The organism is Empedobacter sp. GD03861 (assembly GCF_029840885.1).
Taxonomy (GTDB): Bacteria; Bacteroidota; Bacteroidia; order Flavobacteriales; family Weeksellaceae; genus Empedobacter; species Empedobacter falsenii_B.
This window is the reverse complement of sequence record NZ_JAOCDJ010000001.1, coordinates 158,345-174,484: the sequence shown is the minus strand read 5'-3', so window position 1 is coordinate 174,484 and position 16,140 is coordinate 158,345. Positions and strand designations below refer to the sequence as shown.

At 32.4% G+C, this 16,140-nt stretch carries 16 protein-coding genes; 15 read left to right on the top strand and 1 reads right to left on the bottom strand.

Features of this window, described 5'->3' with window-relative positions; translation table 11 throughout:
- Positions 1-4: 4 nt before the first annotated feature.
- The 11 genes from N5D03_RS00850 to N5D03_RS00800 all read left to right on the top strand — a co-directional run bounded on the left by N5D03_RS00850 (position 5) and on the right by N5D03_RS00800 (position 11,695).
- Complete coding sequence (locus tag N5D03_RS00850) at positions 5-1,087, top strand: 2Fe-2S iron-sulfur cluster-binding protein (RefSeq protein WP_115002357.1); 1,083 nt, start codon at positions 5-7, stop codon at positions 1,085-1,087.
- A gap of 24 nt (positions 1,088-1,111) precedes the next feature.
- Positions 1,112-2,161 (top strand): NADH-quinone oxidoreductase subunit NuoH, encoded by a 1,050-nt coding sequence (gene nuoH, locus N5D03_RS00845; protein ID WP_038333358.1) that lies wholly within the window; start codon positions 1,112-1,114, stop codon positions 2,159-2,161.
- A gap of 22 nt (positions 2,162-2,183) precedes the next feature.
- The gene (gene nuoI / locus N5D03_RS00840; protein ID WP_038333352.1) at positions 2,184-2,684 is read left to right on the top strand and encodes an NADH-quinone oxidoreductase subunit NuoI; all 501 of its coding nucleotides are present in this window, start codon (positions 2,184-2,186) and stop codon (positions 2,682-2,684) included.
- Entirely contained in the window at positions 2,684-3,202 is a 519-nt protein-coding gene (locus N5D03_RS00835; protein WP_038333350.1) for an NADH-quinone oxidoreductase subunit J, read from the top strand. Before nuoI ends, N5D03_RS00835 begins: the two co-directional genes overlap by 1 nt.
- A 16-nt stretch (positions 3,203-3,218) precedes the next feature.
- Positions 3,219-3,545: an NADH-quinone oxidoreductase subunit NuoK gene (nuoK, locus tag N5D03_RS00830; protein ID WP_026357457.1), complete on the top strand. Its 327-nt coding sequence runs from the start codon at positions 3,219-3,221 to the stop codon at positions 3,543-3,545.
- A gap of 2 nt (positions 3,546-3,547) precedes the next feature.
- The gene (gene nuoL / locus N5D03_RS00825; RefSeq protein WP_125348901.1) at positions 3,548-5,440 is read left to right on the top strand and encodes an NADH-quinone oxidoreductase subunit L; all 1,893 of its coding nucleotides are present in this window, start codon (positions 3,548-3,550) and stop codon (positions 5,438-5,440) included.
- Between the two features lie 7 nt (positions 5,441-5,447).
- Positions 5,448-6,866: an NADH-quinone oxidoreductase subunit M gene (locus N5D03_RS00820; protein WP_038333343.1), complete on the top strand. Its 1,419-nt coding sequence runs from the start codon at positions 5,448-5,450 to the stop codon at positions 6,864-6,866.
- Between the two features lie 20 nt (positions 6,867-6,886).
- Complete coding sequence (locus tag N5D03_RS00815; RefSeq protein WP_280050682.1) at positions 6,887-8,275, top strand: NADH-quinone oxidoreductase subunit N; 1,389 nt, start codon at positions 6,887-6,889, stop codon at positions 8,273-8,275.
- 114 nt (positions 8,276-8,389) lie between these two features.
- Positions 8,390-8,989, top strand: coding sequence for a hypothetical protein (locus tag N5D03_RS00810; RefSeq protein ID WP_180905455.1), 600 nt, complete (start codon positions 8,390-8,392; stop codon positions 8,987-8,989).
- 79 nt (positions 8,990-9,068) lie between these two features.
- Entirely contained in the window at positions 9,069-10,922 is a 1,854-nt protein-coding gene (locus tag N5D03_RS00805; protein ID WP_280050681.1) for a M1 family metallopeptidase, read from the top strand.
- Positions 10,922-11,695 carry a type III pantothenate kinase gene (locus N5D03_RS00800; RefSeq protein WP_038333330.1) on the top strand — a complete coding sequence of 258 codons (774 nt, stop codon included), beginning with the start codon at positions 10,922-10,924 and terminating at the stop codon, positions 11,693-11,695. Before N5D03_RS00805 ends, N5D03_RS00800 begins: the two co-directional genes overlap by 1 nt.
- A gap of 13 nt (positions 11,696-11,708) precedes the next feature.
- Here N5D03_RS00800 and N5D03_RS00795 read toward each other — a convergent pair whose 3' ends face one another.
- Positions 11,709-13,103 carry a hypothetical protein gene (locus N5D03_RS00795; protein WP_125348906.1) on the bottom strand — a complete coding sequence of 465 codons (1,395 nt, stop codon included), beginning with the start codon at positions 13,101-13,103 and terminating at the stop codon, positions 11,709-11,711.
- A gap of 120 nt (positions 13,104-13,223) precedes the next feature.
- Here N5D03_RS00795 and N5D03_RS00790 point away from each other — a divergent pair, with 120 nt between their 5' ends.
- From N5D03_RS00790 to N5D03_RS00775, 4 genes are all read left to right on the top strand, one after another.
- Positions 13,224-13,799, top strand: a complete 576-nt coding sequence (locus tag N5D03_RS00790) for a sigma-70 family RNA polymerase sigma factor (RefSeq protein ID WP_221854706.1) — start codon at positions 13,224-13,226, stop codon at positions 13,797-13,799.
- Entirely contained in the window at positions 13,783-14,442 is a 660-nt protein-coding gene (locus tag N5D03_RS00785) for a hypothetical protein (protein WP_280050680.1), read from the top strand. The genes N5D03_RS00790 and N5D03_RS00785 overlap by 17 nt, the downstream gene beginning before the upstream one ends.
- Positions 14,443-14,471: 29 nt before the next feature.
- Positions 14,472-15,512, top strand: coding sequence for a PorT family protein (locus N5D03_RS00780; protein WP_280050679.1), 1,041 nt, complete (start codon positions 14,472-14,474; stop codon positions 15,510-15,512).
- Between the two features lie 154 nt (positions 15,513-15,666).
- Positions 15,667-16,116: a hypothetical protein gene (locus tag N5D03_RS00775; protein WP_147280029.1), complete on the top strand. Its 450-nt coding sequence runs from the start codon at positions 15,667-15,669 to the stop codon at positions 16,114-16,116.
- Positions 16,117-16,140: the final 24 nt, after the last annotated feature.

Below are 16,140 nucleotides of genomic sequence, written 5' to 3'. Positions count from 1 at the left end.
GAAGATGGCAGAAGAAACACCATTATTTAAAGTTACCATCGATAACGAAACGATTGAAGTACCTGCGGGAACAACGATCCTTCAAGCCGCTCGTATGGTTGGTAAAGAAGTAGCACCTCCAGCGATGTGTTACTACGGTAAATTAGAAAATACAGGAGGAAACTGTAGAACATGTTTGGTAGAAGTATCAAAAGGAAGTGAAGCAGATCCTCGTCCAATGCCAAAATTGGTTCCGTCTTGTCGTACAACAGTTATGGACGGAATGGTTGTAGGCAATAAAACGTCTGAGCGTACAGTTGAGGCACGTAAAGGTATTGTTGAATTATTATTAATCAACCATCCTTTAGATTGTCCAGTATGTGATCAAGCAGGAGAATGTAAATTACAAGATTTAAGTTACGAGCACGGAGCAGAAGCAACACGTTACGAATTTGATCGTCGTACATTCCCAAAAGAAGATTTAGGTCCAAATATTCAGTTGAACATGAACCGATGCATTTTATGTTATCGTTGTGTAAAAACTGCGGATCAAATCACAGGTTGTCGTGAGCATGGTGTAATGAATCGTGGAGATCACGCAGAAATTTCAACTCATATCAACAAAAGTTTAGATAACGAATTCATCGGAAATATTATTGATGTTTGTCCAGTTGGAGCTCTAACAGATAAAACGTTCCGTTTCAAAAATCGTGTTTGGTTCTTGAAACCAGTTGATGCACATCGCGATTGTCCGACTTGTTCTGGTAAAGCACAAGTGTGGTTCCGTGGAAACGAAGTTTTCCGTGTAACAGCTCGCAAAGATGAATTTAACGAAGTAAAAGATTGGATTTGTAACACATGTCGTTTCGATAAAAAAGATATCAACGATTGGACGTTAGAAAAACCATCAGAAATTTCTAAAGATTCTGTTGTTCGTCAAGGTCATTACTTTGAGAATAAAGTGGAGCCAAAAGAAACACTTCCGAAAGTAATCAAACGCGATCCAAAGATTTTATTAGATATTCACTCGGTTTCAGAAGTAAATGAACCAAATCGTGATTTATCTAAAATTGATGGACCAGCAACAAGTAAAGATTTTAAAGATTAATCATTCGTAAATAAAATTAACAAAATGACAGAAGAATTTATTGCTGATGCATTAGAAAAGTTAGCTTTAGTAGGCGTAATGATTGGTTTTGCATTAGTTGTTGCCATGTACTCTACTTGGGCTGAGCGTAAAGTTGCAGCATTCTTACAAGATCGTATCGGACCAAACCGTGCAGGTATTTTTGGTTTATTACAACCGCTTGCCGATGGTTTAAAATTATTCTCGAAAGAGGAAATTACACCAAAAGATTCGAATAAATTTTTATTCATCTTAGGTCCATCTTTGGCAATGATTGTAGCTTGTATGACAGGTGCAGTTATTCCATGGTCGACAGCTTTCGAGATTGGAGATCGTGTAGTTGTTCCTCAAATTGCAGATGTTAACATCGGATTTTTATACATTTTAGGTGTATTAAGTTTAGGTGTTTATGGAATTATGATTGGTGCTTGGGCATCGAACAACAAATACTCTTTAATGGGAGGTTTGCGTGCAGCTTCGCAGATTATTTCGTACGAATTACCGATGGGAATAGTGTTAATCACAATTTTGATGATGACAGGTTCTTTAAAATTGAGTGATATTGTACATTATCAACAAGAGCATGCGTGGTTTATCTTATTACAACCATTAGGATTTATTATTTTCTTGGTTTGTTCGTTCGCAGAAACTAACCGTACTCCGTTCGATTTACCAGAAGCAGAAAATGAGTTAATTGGAGGTTATCACTCAGAATATTCTTCGATGAAGATGGGATTCTTCTTATTCGCAGAATACATCAACATGTTTATCAGTTCTGTAGTAATTTCTACCTTATATTTTGGTGGATACGATATCCCATTTGTAGACGATGCAACATTAGTAAACTCTATCGGAGTGAATGGAACGGCAATTCTTAATTTCCTTTCATTATTCGGTAAAGCTTGTTTCTTCATCTTCTTCTATATGTGGGTGCGTTGGACGATTCCTCGTTTCAGATATGACCAATTAATGGATTTAGGTTGGAAAAAATTATTGCCTTTAGCATTAATCAATATGTTAATTACAGGCTTAGTGATTTTATTATTAAACAAGTAGAATCATCAAAATCATTAAAAGTATGAAACCAATTACAAATAGAGTAAAACAAGTAGAACGTAAACCCCTTACTTTTTGGGAAAGTATCTATTTGATTTCTATCGCAAAAGGGTTGATGATTACATTGAAGCACTTCTTTTCGAAGAAAGCAACAATTAGTTATCCAGAAAAACAAAGACCGTTTAGTCCTGTATTTAGAGGATTACACGTTTTGAATAGAGATGAAGAAGATCGCGAAAATTGTACGGCTTGTGGACTTTGTGCTTTGGCTTGTCCAGCAGAAGCGATTACAATGGAAGCAGCAGAAAGACTTCCTGGTGAAGAAAATCTTTACCGCGAAGAAAAATATGCAGCGAAATATGAAATTAACATGTTACGTTGTATTTTCTGTGGATTCTGTGAAGAAGCTTGTCCAAAAGATGCTGTTTATTTATCGCAAACAGTTCCACCAGCAAGTTTCAAACGTCAAAACTTTATCTATTCGAAAGAAGATTTATTAATCCCGAAAAAAGCTACAAATTAATGGAATTACCTATCATTTTATTCTATGTTTTGTCGAGCTTAACGGTGTTAAGTGCGCTACTAATGGTGTTCAGTAAAAATCCTGTACATTCCATTTTATATTTAATCGTAACATTCTTCTGCATCAGCGGACATTATGTATTGCTAAACGCACAGTTTTTGGCAATTGTAAATGTCATTGTCTATGCCGGAGCAATTATGGTATTGTTCTTATTCGTGGTGATGTTGATGAACTTGAATAGTGAAAAGAAATCATTTGGTCGACCAGCAAAAATATTAGCAGCGAGTTTAATCTCTTTGTTATTTGTTGCCTTGACAATTGGTATTTTCTCACAAAATCAAGCTTCTGCAAACACAGCTGTAGAAATGGGAACAGGTGATTTAGGATTGATTCACAACTTAGGATCATTGTTGTATTCAGAATATGTTTTACCATTCGAGTTGAGCAGTATTTTGTTTATTTCTGCAATGATTGGAGCGGTGATGTTATCGAAAAAGGACGAAGAATTATTGGATTAAATATAAAAAGTAAAAGATGTTACCAATCAGTTATTATATTACTTTATCATTAATCCTATTCGGAATAGGAATGGCTGGCGTAATGATTCGTCGTAACGCAATTGTCATTTTTATGTGTATAGAATTGATGTTAAATTCTGTGAATTTGTTGTTAGTAGCGTTCTCAAAAATGCACTATCACGCAAATCCAGCATTAGAAAAAGGAACAGATGCACAACTTTTAGTATTCTTTATTATGGTTGTGGCTGCGGCTGAGGTTGCTGTAGGATTATCAGTGATAATTTTATTGTTCCGCAAAGTATACTCGGTAGATATTAATGTGTTAAATCGTTTAAAAGGTTAAGAATGGAGCAGTATATATGGTTAATTCCTTTGATTCCATTCATCGGATTTTTAATTAACGGTTTAGGACGAAATGTACTTTCTAAAAGCTTAGTGACTTTCATCGGAAGTGGAGCAGTTTTGGCAAGTTTCATTTTATCAATCATGGTTTTTATGTCAGTTCCATCAGGAGCAGATGCACAACCATTAATTTTTAAGGCATTTGATATTATCAATATTCCAACTTTACAAGTTCCGTTTGCATTTCAAATTGATGCATTAACGAGTTTGTTTTTGTTAATTATTACAGGAGTTGGATTTTTAATTCACGTGTACAGCTCGGCTTACATGAGCGAAGACAAAGGATTTGCAAAATTCTTTTCTTACCTAAATTTATTCATCTTCTTCATGTTGATTCTTGTGATGGGAAACAATTTCGTAATGATGTTTATTGGATGGGAAGGAGTTGGACTTTGTTCATTCTTATTAATTGGTTTTTGGTTTACAAATCCAGAATATATCAAAGCAGCAAAGAAAGCTTTCATCATGAACCGTATTGGAGATGTTGGATTCTTATTGGCAATGTTTTGGATTTTTAAAGAATTTGGAACGTTAGAATATGTAAAAGTATTCAGCCAATTAGCAATTGATCCATCTGCATTTACAGGTTTTGTATTAACAGGAATCACATTATTGTTATTCTTAGCAGCAACAGGTAAATCGGCTCAATTACCATTATTTACTTGGTTACCAGACGCGATGGCAGGACCAACGCCAGTTTCAGCACTTATTCACGCTGCAACAATGGTAACGGCAGGTATCTTTATGATTACACGTTGCAACGAATTATTTTCGGCAGCGCCAATCACATTACAAGTTATTCAGTACGTAGGAATTGCAACAGCTTTTGTTACTGCAACGATTGCAATGCGTCAAAACGATATCAAAAAAGTATTGGCTTATTCTACAGTTTCTCAATTAGGATTAATGTTCGCAGCAATTGGATCTGGAGCGTATATCGCAGCAGTTTTCCACGTAATGACGCATGCATTTTTCAAAGCATTATTATTCTTAGGGGCAGGTTCTGTAATTCACGGAATGCACCACGAGCAAGATATGCGCAAAATGGGAGGTTTGAGCAAATACATGAAAATTACACATATCACTTTCTTGATTGGATGTTTGGCAATCGCTGGTATTCCAGGTTTATCAGGTTTCTTCTCGAAAGACGAAATGTTATTAGGAATGTTTGTTTCTAATCCAGTTGTTTACGGAATCGGATTTATCGTTTCTGTGATGACAGCATTCTATATGTTCCGTTTATATGCAATGACTTTCTTAGGAGATTTAAGAGATAAAGAAGCTCATCCGCATGAAAGTCCAGCTGCAATGACAATTCCATTAATCATCTTAGCAGTTCTTTCTGTTTTTGCAGGTTATATCGGAATTCCAGCGTTGTTTATGCAAGACGGACATAAACTTCAAACTTTCTTAAGTGGAGTTGTATCAATCGGAGAAGCTCATCATGTTTCTCATGCAACAGAATGGATGATGATGGGAGCTTTATTACTTTGTGTACTTGGTGCAATTTATTATGCAATCAAGAAATACACAAACCATGTAGATGGTGAAGCAACAGGAATTGCAAAATTCTTTGAAGACAAATGGTACATCGACGAGTTATATGACAATGCAATTGTAAAACCATTGTTCGAGTTGGGTGATGTCTTGAAAAAATATGTAGAAAAAGCAGGAATTGCAGCTTTTGTTTTAGGAGTTGGAACTGTTTCTGGTCGCGCATCAAAAAATGTACGTCAGCTACAAAACGGAAATGTAGGATTCTATATTATGCTAATGGTTGTAGGAATCGTGGCAGGTATCGCAATCTTTTTTATGGGGTATTTAATTTCAAAATAGGTTAGTAATGCTTTTATCTTTATTTATCATTTTACCATTAATAGTAGGAGTTTTTATGCTATTAATGCAAGGTCAAAAACCACAAAGATGGTTAGGAGCATTCGTTGGTGGAGCGTTGTTGGCGTTGTACTTGTTTATCACTTGCAAAGGTGGAAACAACGAGTTAACGTTTCAAACACAATGGTTCAATTTCAACAGCGTTAAAACTTATTTCGCGTTAAATGCTCAAGGTTTGGGAGGATTAATGATTCTATTAACTAACCTTACTTACTTAGCTCTTTTTGTTTATTTATCAACAACAAAACAAAAATATAGCAATACATTCTATGGATTATTGTTAATCACTTTAGCAGGATTAAACGGAGTTTTCTTAGCAGAAGATTTAATTTTATTCTATTTCTTCTGGGAAGTTGTCTTAATTCCAGTTTATTTCTTAATCGGATTATTTGGAATTGGAAAAGACAAAATTCGCGCAAATATGACATTCTTCTTATATACGATTTTAGGATCGATGTTTATGTTAGGAGGAATTATTTACATCGGATTTTTCTTACAACCAGCATCATTTTTATTAACAGATGTTGTACAAGTTACAGGACCGCATTATTCAACAAATACAGCGTTGGCATTGTTATTCTTAATCGCTTTTGTGATTAAAATTCCAATCTTTCCATTTCACACATGGCAACCAACCATCTACAAAACATCTCCAACTCCATTAACAGTTGTACTTTCAGCTTTGATGGCAAAAATGGGATTATTTGCAGTGGTTACTTGGTATTTAGGAATGTTCCCAACGATTTCTGAATTGTTCAAATACATTACGTACATCGCAATTTTCGGATTAGTTTATGCTTCGTTAATCGCTTTGAGTGCAAAAAATGTAAAGAAAATTATTGCATATAGCTCGATTGCTCACTTAGCTTTAATTTTTGTTTCTATATTTTCAGAATTAGCAAATGGTGTAACAGGAGCTTATTTTCAAATGTTTTCACATGGTTTAGTTGTTTTAGGATTATGGTTATGTGTAGATATTATGGAAAGAAAATATGATTTGACAGATATTAAATCGATTGGTGGTTTAGCGAAAGTTGATCCAACATTATCTATCTTATTCATGATATTCGGTTTAGCAAACGTAGCATTACCATTGACAAGTTCATTCATTGGAGAGTTTATGATGCTTTCAGCATTATTTACACACAATCCAGTTTTATGTGTAGTAGCTTGTTTAGGTGTTATTTTATCTGCCGTTTATACGTTGAGATTATCAAGCGCATTATTGTTTGGAGAAGTGAAAAACATCAAACAAAAAGATGCTCAAAAAGGAGGTTTTGGACCAATTGCAGTTTTATCAGTAATCGCAATCATCGTGATTATTTTAGGAGTTTATCCAACACCAATTTTTAATTTATTAGCACATTAATCATTTTTGAATAAATAGATATGAATACGATTATTTTATCAGCACTTTCAGGTATTATTTTGATGTTTAGTGGATTCTACATCAAAAATAATCGTGCCTTAAATATACTTTCTGTTGTTCTGTTTTTCGGAATGATTGTAGGAGGAATTTTCGATTTGAAAGGTTGCTCAATGTTCGCAGGAAAATTCGATAACATGATTGGACAGTCGCTTTACGGCGTTTCGTTCTTTATCGCATTGGCGGGATTGGCAATTTTTTACTTATTGTTGAACAAAGATTCGTTTGGAAAAGTAGGAAAACATGTGGCGGAATATTATGCCTTAATTTTCTTCTCTTTCGTTGGAATCGCAGTTCTAGCACAATTCCACAACTTGGTAATTATGTTCTTAGGAATCGAATTAATGTCAATTCCAATGTACATTATTGCAGGAACAAACAAAGAAAGTCTTAGAAGTACAGAAGCTTCTGTAAAATATTTCTTGATGGGAGCTTTCTCAACAGGAATTTTGATGTTAGGTGTAACATTTTTGTATGGCGCAACAGGAACTTTTATGGTTGATCAATTGGTGAACTATAACAAAGATTTCGAAACAATTTATTACGCAGGATGGTGTCTAATCATCTTTGCATTTTGTTTCAAAGTTTCTGCGGCACCTTTCCACGCATGGACACCAGACGTTTACGACGGAACACCAACTGTGTTTACATCGTTTATGTCGACAATCATCAAAGGAGGGTCGTTTTTAGGATTTATTTTAGTCTTAAAATCATTCCCAACAAATGTAGAATATGCCGAATATTACCGTTTATTATTTGCGTCAATCATCATTTTGACGTTATTTATCGGAAACTTCGGAGCAATTTCTCAAAAATCTGTCAAACGTTTGATGGCTTATTCATCAATCGCGCAAGCAGGTTTCATGTTATTTGTTTTGTTTAACATCAATTCATCATCTAAAGAGGCTTTGATGTTCTATACGATTGCTTATTCGGTTGCGAATTTCATTATTTTCTATACGATTGATCAATTCAAAAATCCAAAATTTGAAAGTTTCATTGGTTTAGGAAAAGCAAATCCAGTTCTGGCTGCAGCGATGACAATTTCTTTGATTTCGTTAGCAGGTATTCCATTAACAGGAGGTTTCTTCGCTAAATTTATGGCATTAAGTATTGGAGGAACAAACGATAAAAACCTATTTTTGATTGTAATTGCATTGGTTATGGCAGTTTTGAGTATGTATTATTACTTCAAAATCATCAACTATATGTATTTCAAAAAAGGAAAAAACAAATTAAAAACACAAGACGGATTAACGAATTTCCTTTTAATCATCGGAATGGTTATCTTAATTGTGATGGGAATTTTTCCAGGAATATTATCTTCGTTTTTGCAAACGCCAATGTGGTAATTGTAGAATGATTATTATATAGTTTTTTATTATTTATTATTTAAAAGCTCGTGTCAAGTACTTGACACGAGCTTTTTTTAGTATATTAACATTCTAAAATGTTCAATTAATTTTATGAAGATAACTTTATCGATTATAGTATTTTGTTTGCATTCAATATTATTCTCTCAACAAATTGAAGAATTAAATCGAATATTGAAAATTGATTCATTGAAATTGCATGAAAATGAAATTAGAATTTATAAAAAATACGCTACATCGACAGGTTTAGAAATGTTTCGTCTTTATAATGTTAAAGATGATTATTGGAAAGCAGAACTGTATCAAACAAAAGCAGGAACAATTGATAATGTAACTAAAATTAGAATTGTTAAAGAGAAATTAAACTCTTTGAGTAATCTTGAATTAATTTGGTTTAAAATTTTAGATACAGATATTTTATACTTGCCAGATTTTGATAAAATAAGCTATAAGCTAAAAAATAAATCAAATCAATATTCTATAGAAGAAGGAAGTATCGTAAACACGAAAAAGAAAACATCGATTCTTGATGGAGTAAGTTATTACATTTTGATTAATAGTAACAATAAAAAAAATACGATTCATTATTATAATCCAGAGAACTATCTCGAATATTATCCAAATGTTGATGAATTAATATCGATAAAAGAATTATTAGATTTGATAAGATTAGAGTTTGGTTGTTTAAAGTAATCAAAAGCTTGAAACAAAACTGACTTGTTTCAAGCTTTTTCGTATTTTTGAGAGATTAAAGTTTAATGATTAGTTAGAAATGAGAAAATTTACTTTACTAATTTGCCTTTGTTTGGTACAATTTGCTTTTGCGCAACGCAAAGGATATTGGCAACAAAAGGTAGATTATAAGATTGATGTTGATATGAAAGAAAAAGCATATCAATACGATGGAAAAATGCAATTGAAATACACGAACAATTCAGGACAAAGCCTGAATAAAGTTTATTTTCATTTGTATTTTAATGCTTTTCAACCAGGAAGTATGATGGATAATCGTTTGCAAAACATTCCAGATCCTGATAAACGAATGGCAACGAATGTCGGAACAAAAGAAAATCCAAAATATGTTAGCCGTATTTCTGAATTAAAACCAGATCAAATCGGTTATCAAAAAGTGACTTCTCTTAAGCAAGACGGTAAAGCCGTTTCGTATAAAGTTGATGGAACAATCTTAGAAGTTACTTTAGCAAAACCAATTGCAGAAGGACAAACTTCTACTTTCGATATGATTTGGAATGCGCAAGTTCCTGAACAAATTCGTCGTTCTGGACGTAATTCGAAAGATGGTGTAGAATTTTCTATGGCGCAATGGTATCCAAAAATGGCAGAATTCGATCCTGAAGGTTGGCATTTAGATGAATATGTTGGTCGCGAATTTTTTGCTCCTTTTGGTAATTTTGATGTTACAATCAACATCGATAAAGATTATGTTGTGGGAGCTTCGGGAGAATTACAAGACCCTAATAGTGTAAAAGGTTATGTAAAAAATCCAACAATCAAAACAAAGAATGGAAAAGTAGCTTGGAATTTCAAAGCTGAAAATATTCACGATTTTGTTTGGGCTGCGGATAAAGAATTTATTGTAGAACATGCAAAATCAAAGCATGGTGTTGAAGTATATTTAGTTTACCAAGACAATGATAAATCTTCTGCATGGAAACAAGCAATGCCTTACGCATTAGGTTTCTTCGATTATAATTCTGAACACTTTGGCGAATATCCTTGGAAAACGTATTCAATTATTCAAGGTGGTGACGGTGGTATGGAATATGGTACTGCAACTTTAATTGCTGGAGGAAGTAATTTAAATAGCTTAATCGGAACTATTTTCCACGAAGCAGCTCACTCTTGGTACCAACAATTATTTGGTATCAATGAAACATACAACGAGTGGTTCGACGAAGGTTTTACATCATATGTAGAGCAAATGGCGCACCTTAATGTTGTAGATAAATTAAAAGTAATGCCTTCAAATCCAAATCCAGATGCCTACAAAGGATATATTAATTTAGCACTTTCTGGTAAAGAAGAACCTGCAAGTTTATTAGCAGACTATTATAATACAAATTATGCATACTCTTTAGAAGCGTATTACAAAGGTCAAGTTTTAGCAATTCAATTGGGATATATTATTGGAAATGATAATTTAAACAAAACATTCCTAGAATTCTATAAACAATGGAAATTCAAACATCCATCAGGGAATGATTTCAAACGTGTAGCAGAAGAAGTTTCTGGAATTAATCTTAAATGGTATTTTAATTTATTCTTGAACACAACACGCAAAATTGATTACGCTGTAGAAGCTGTAAACGGAAACACAATCACAATTGCAAACAAATCAGATTTTGCAATGCCTATTGATTTATTGGTAGAATATACAGATGGTTCGAAAGAATTATTTTACATTCCTTTACGTGAAATGCGTGGAGAAAAACCAGCAGAAAATTTAGTGGAATATCAAGGTGCTAAAAGAACGATTTTAGAAGATTGGTTCTGGACAAAACCAACATATGACGTTAAAGTTTCAAAAGAAGTTAAACAAGTTACCATCGATCCAACAAAACGTTTGGCAGATGTAAATGATAAAAATAACGTATTTACAAAATAATGTTATTAGCAGTAAATATTGGAAATACTAATCTTCGTTTCGCGGTTTTCAAAAGTGAAACGGAGATTATTACATGGACAATCAATTCAAAACCTTATCGTACCGAATACGAATTTTTTGCAAAATTCTCGAACATGTACGAACCTTTCGGAATTGAGAAATATGATATTACAGATATTGTGATTGGTTCGGTTGTTCCACCACTTACAGCAAGTGTTAAGATTGCTTTACAAAAAATTCACAAGTTCAAACCAATGGTTGTGGATCGTAATACACCATCAGCAATCAAGCATAAGTCAAACCAAATTGGAACAGATTTATATGCGAATGCGGTAGCTGCACATTATCAAAATTATCAAGGTAAAAAAATTGTCATTGATTTTGGAACTGCGTTAACTTTTTTAGGGATTGACGAATCGGCAAATGTCGGTGGAGTAGTGATTGCTCCTGGAATTATAACTGCCTTAAATTCATTGGTAGGAGAAACGGCTCAATTACCAACAGTAGAACTGAAAGCGCCTAAAACTGTTTTAGGATCTGATACAGAATCTTGCATGCAATCAGGAATGGTTTATGGCTTTTTGAGTATGGTTGAAGGAATGATCGATCGTATCAATGCCGAAGAAGGAGAACAATGTTATGTGATTTCGACAGGAGGAGTTGGCGGTGTTTACAAATCGTTGACAGATAAAATTGATATTGATGATCGTTTACACACGATAAAAGGTCTTAAAATATTATACGAATTGAATAAAGATTCGTTTCAGAAATAGTTAAAAAATCCGCTCAATCAGCGGATTTTTTATGTTCAATAAAATTGTTTATCTCCGAACTATAAATAATTTCAGAGTTATTTTCTTGAGGGGCTTTGTCTAAAAATATAATAGAAGGATTGATTAGTCTTAGAATAGCCTTGTAAATATAGTTAGGTTGTTTATTCTCATGTGTATAATAAAATGTTTTATTAATAATTGGAATTGTATATACTGTTTCGATTACTTTTTCGTCATCATCAAAATAATATTTAGGAAGAGATGATTTGTTTTGAGCAACCTTTTCTACAGCATGTTTATAGAATAGAAAATTAGATGGAATTTTAACAATAAAACAACAATTATAAACTAAGCTTAATAAACAAATGATAAATAAAATTTTATCTGATAAAACGTTGTTTTCACGAATAACAATTAACAAAGCAAAATAAAACAAATAGGAAGAGTTAAAAAGAATTCGAATTCCTAATGGTTCGATTCCTTGAGCCATTGCAGCAAAAAAAGTAATAATTCCATTTAAAATAGCTACAATAACTAAATATTTAACGAAGATATTTTTTGTTTTTTTAAGTAATCGAAAACTAATATACCAAAAGATAAAATCGATTATAATAAAGATAAATGAAAGAAATAGTTTTGTTTTTGTAGTATAGTCAAAAGTTTTGAGATAAAAGAAAGGATTCGAAAGATTAATAAATCCAATGAAATCAACGTAAGTGTCTTTCCAAAAATGATCAGTTTCATTATTTATTCGTTTACTTTCCGAAGCAAATGATCCAATATGTAAATAATTAAAAAGTAAATAAATAGAAAGTAACATTCCTATACATACAATTGTGCTAAATAAGGTAAATTTTATTCTTTCTGAATAACCTTTTAAAAAGAAAACAAATGGTAGAGAAGAAATGAAAATAAATACATTAGCATATCGAATTGTGCACAAGATAAAACCTAAAATTGAAACAGTAATGAAAAATTTTTTACTCGATATTTTATCAGAAAACAATTGATGAATAGAATAAATAAACAAGTATAAAAAAGGTAAACCAATATATTCTGAACATTGGTATATAAAAATCCAAGTGGTAGATTTTAAACACATCAGTAGAAGAACTTCTCTAAAATAAAATTGTTTTTTATAAGAATGCCAAAGAATAAATAAGAAACAAATGAGCTTGAGAAGTATCGAGCTGTAAAAATATTCGTTTGTTATTTCTTTGAATAAACGTAGAAACAATGGAAATCCTAACGGAAATAAATTATCTTCTACTGCAGGAAGTTTATCAGCTAAATTGATGTAATAATTAAAATCCTCTCCAATTCCACCATTAGATAATAGAAACGGTATAAAAAGAATAATGAGTATATTGAGGAAAATAAGGAAATAATCTAATTTTTTTAGATTCATTATTATAACTTGTTGTTTCTGAGAACGATTTTTTTTATTAAATATTTTAAATATTTTTTTAATTTTCTGTAACCTTTTTACAAACCTTGAGTCTATTAAGTAAGAAAGCAATTAACACACGTGAAATTATTTGTACTAAATCGAAAAAGTAAAGAAGAAATTTTAGTCGAACGACTAAAAAAGAACGATGCTTTGGCGCAAAAAGAACTCTACGAACAAAACTCCAAAAAGATGCTGAGCGTTTGTAGAAGTTACATCGAAGACATGCATTATGCAGAAGATTGTATGATTAACGGTTTTTGTAAAGTCTTTAATCATATCGAGAAATTTCAAAATAAAGGAAGTTTCGAAGGTTGGATGCGTCGAATTATGGTCAACGAATGTTTAACTTTTTTACGTGCAAATAAAACATTGATTTATGTTGATGATGTAAGAGTTTCTAATTATGATGAAGCAGATGAAGAAGTAGAAGAAACATGGTTAAATTTTAATGTGCAAGACGTGTTAGATCAACTTTCAGAACCTTATAGACTGGTGTTTAATCTTCATATTCTCGAAGATTATTCGCATCAAGAAATTGCAGAAATGCTCAATATTTCGGTATCGACCAGCAAAACGCAATTGTTTCGAGCAAAGGCAAAACTGAAAGAAATTGTTCTAAGTAAAAAGAAAATGACAAATGAAAAACAACGATAAAATATCAAACTATATAAAAAACGATTTAGAAAATCGTGAGCTAAAACCTTCGCACGATGCGTGGGACAGAATTCAGGCTCGTATGGATGTCGCTCCATCACCACAAAAATCAAACTACAAATGGTGGTTATCTGCTGCGGTTGTGGCGTTATTTACAGTTACTACGTCTGTTTATTTATTTACGAATCAATCTAAAAATGATGAACCAAAAGAATTGGTAAATCATCAAGAAAAAAGTAATTCTGAAAAAGTTCAATTAGATTCGAATACAATTCACTCTTCAGAATCTATTTTAGCGAATAATGAAAAGATTGATTCTTCTAAAGAAATTGAAGCCCAACCACAAGAAGAGAAGAAACCAATTCAGCATGGTAAAGTTCAAGTGGCAATAAACGAAGAATCTCAACAAGTTGAAATGGCTTTTCCAACGAAGAAAGAACCTATTGTAGAGAAGAAAGAAGATTTAAAATCAGAAGCTCAACCAAAGAAAAATATTGCAGCTAACACAACATTAGATTCTGTAAAAGTGAACAAAAAGAAGAAGAATTTTGTAGATCCAAATATGTTGTTGTATTCGATCGAAAATAAGGAAAATCTAAAGGAGTCAAACCAATCGCGCGTGGTTTCTATCGGCTTCAAGTAAAACATTAATATCCCAAAATTAGCAAGATTATGATAAAAAAACTTATCGTAGCAGGATTATTATGCTTATCAGCTACATCACTATATGCTCAAAAATTTACATTTGATTTGAATGATAAAAATGACGAAAAAATCAGTCCAATTGTAAAAGATCGCATCAGCGAATTTACGTTAGTGATTCGTCAAATTGTGCAGGAAGAAAAATCTGCAATGGAAAAGAAAATTGCGGCAGTTGACAAAGAATTAGCAGAAGGAAAACTGAATGCTTCTGAGGCTACAGCGAAGAAAGAAGCGATTGCAAATGTGTATTCGGGAACGATAAATGATCGTATTCAGGAAGTGAATTTTAACTTAGATGATATCATCAAACAACAAGTTGCATTTTCGATTATGAATGGCGAAGATCCAATTACGCCAAAAACAAAACAAGATGTGACGAAACGTTACCGAATTGCGAATCAAATTAACGGTTATGCTTCTTTTGGATACATGGCGTTTACAGGTAAAAAAGACGAAGAATTGAACAAACACGAAAAGTTTTCAAGTAATATTACGGCAGGTTTAATGTACGAAAGACAATTATCCTTAACGAGTCCAGTTAACTTTTTAGCAGGAGCACTATTCTCTTGGAGAACTTACAGAATTGACGATGATATGCGTTTTAATCGTGATGAAAATGGAGATGTTGGTTTAATAAAACATGACAAATCGTTAGACAAATCGAAGTTGCGCTCGGCTTATTTTATGGTTCCAGTTGGATTTAAATACAACTTTTCGAAAGTCAAAAATATTACCGAAGATTTTGCATATCGTCCGCAAGGAAAACACTATATCGCAGCATATATGTATGGAGGAACGTTGTTATCATCGAATAATATTTACAAAGGAGATGGTGTTCGCAACAAAGAACGTGGAAATTATAATGTGAATAATTTTATCTACGGAGCTGAAATAACAATTGGTTTAGGATTGATTGATGTTTTTGTAAGAAAAGATTTGAACAATTATTTTAAAGATAACACATTTGATAATCGTAAAATGATTCAGTTTGGCATAAATCTTGGATTATAACAATTATCTCAATCATAGTTTTAGTATTGAAATTTTATAACATAACATTTTTTTTAATATAATGAACCTCAGATTTATCTGAGGTTTCTTATTTGTAGAAAAATTTTCTAAACCTGTTCAAAAAAATTGTAAATTAGTACAAATCCAATGAGAGATGGTAAAATCTAAACTTAGTTGGCAAACACTTCTTCTCGTCATCATTTTTCTATTATTAATGATGGTTAACTTCACGTTTGTCAAAGCTTTTTGGTTTGGAGGAAATTTTTGGATAGACGAACCTTTTTTACGCATTGGCGTTTTCATGATTTCTTTACTTGCATCGATGTCTATTTTATACGATTTAACGTTTAATTTGACCTTATTTACGTTAAAAGAAGAAACGTTCGAAATCAGAACAATTTTCAAAAAAGATGAAATTCCATATCGAGCAATTTATTATTTGTACGAAGAAGAAGACATTTTTCGCTTGAATCGCAATCAAATTCTAACTATTCAAACCAAAAAATCAAAGTTCAGATTACGAAGTTTTTTTGATTCAAATTATGATCAAGTAAAAACTAAACTAACCGAAAAAGCAGAACAATACGTTAATTTATTAGCTTAATGATATTAAAAAAACGTCGCTCAT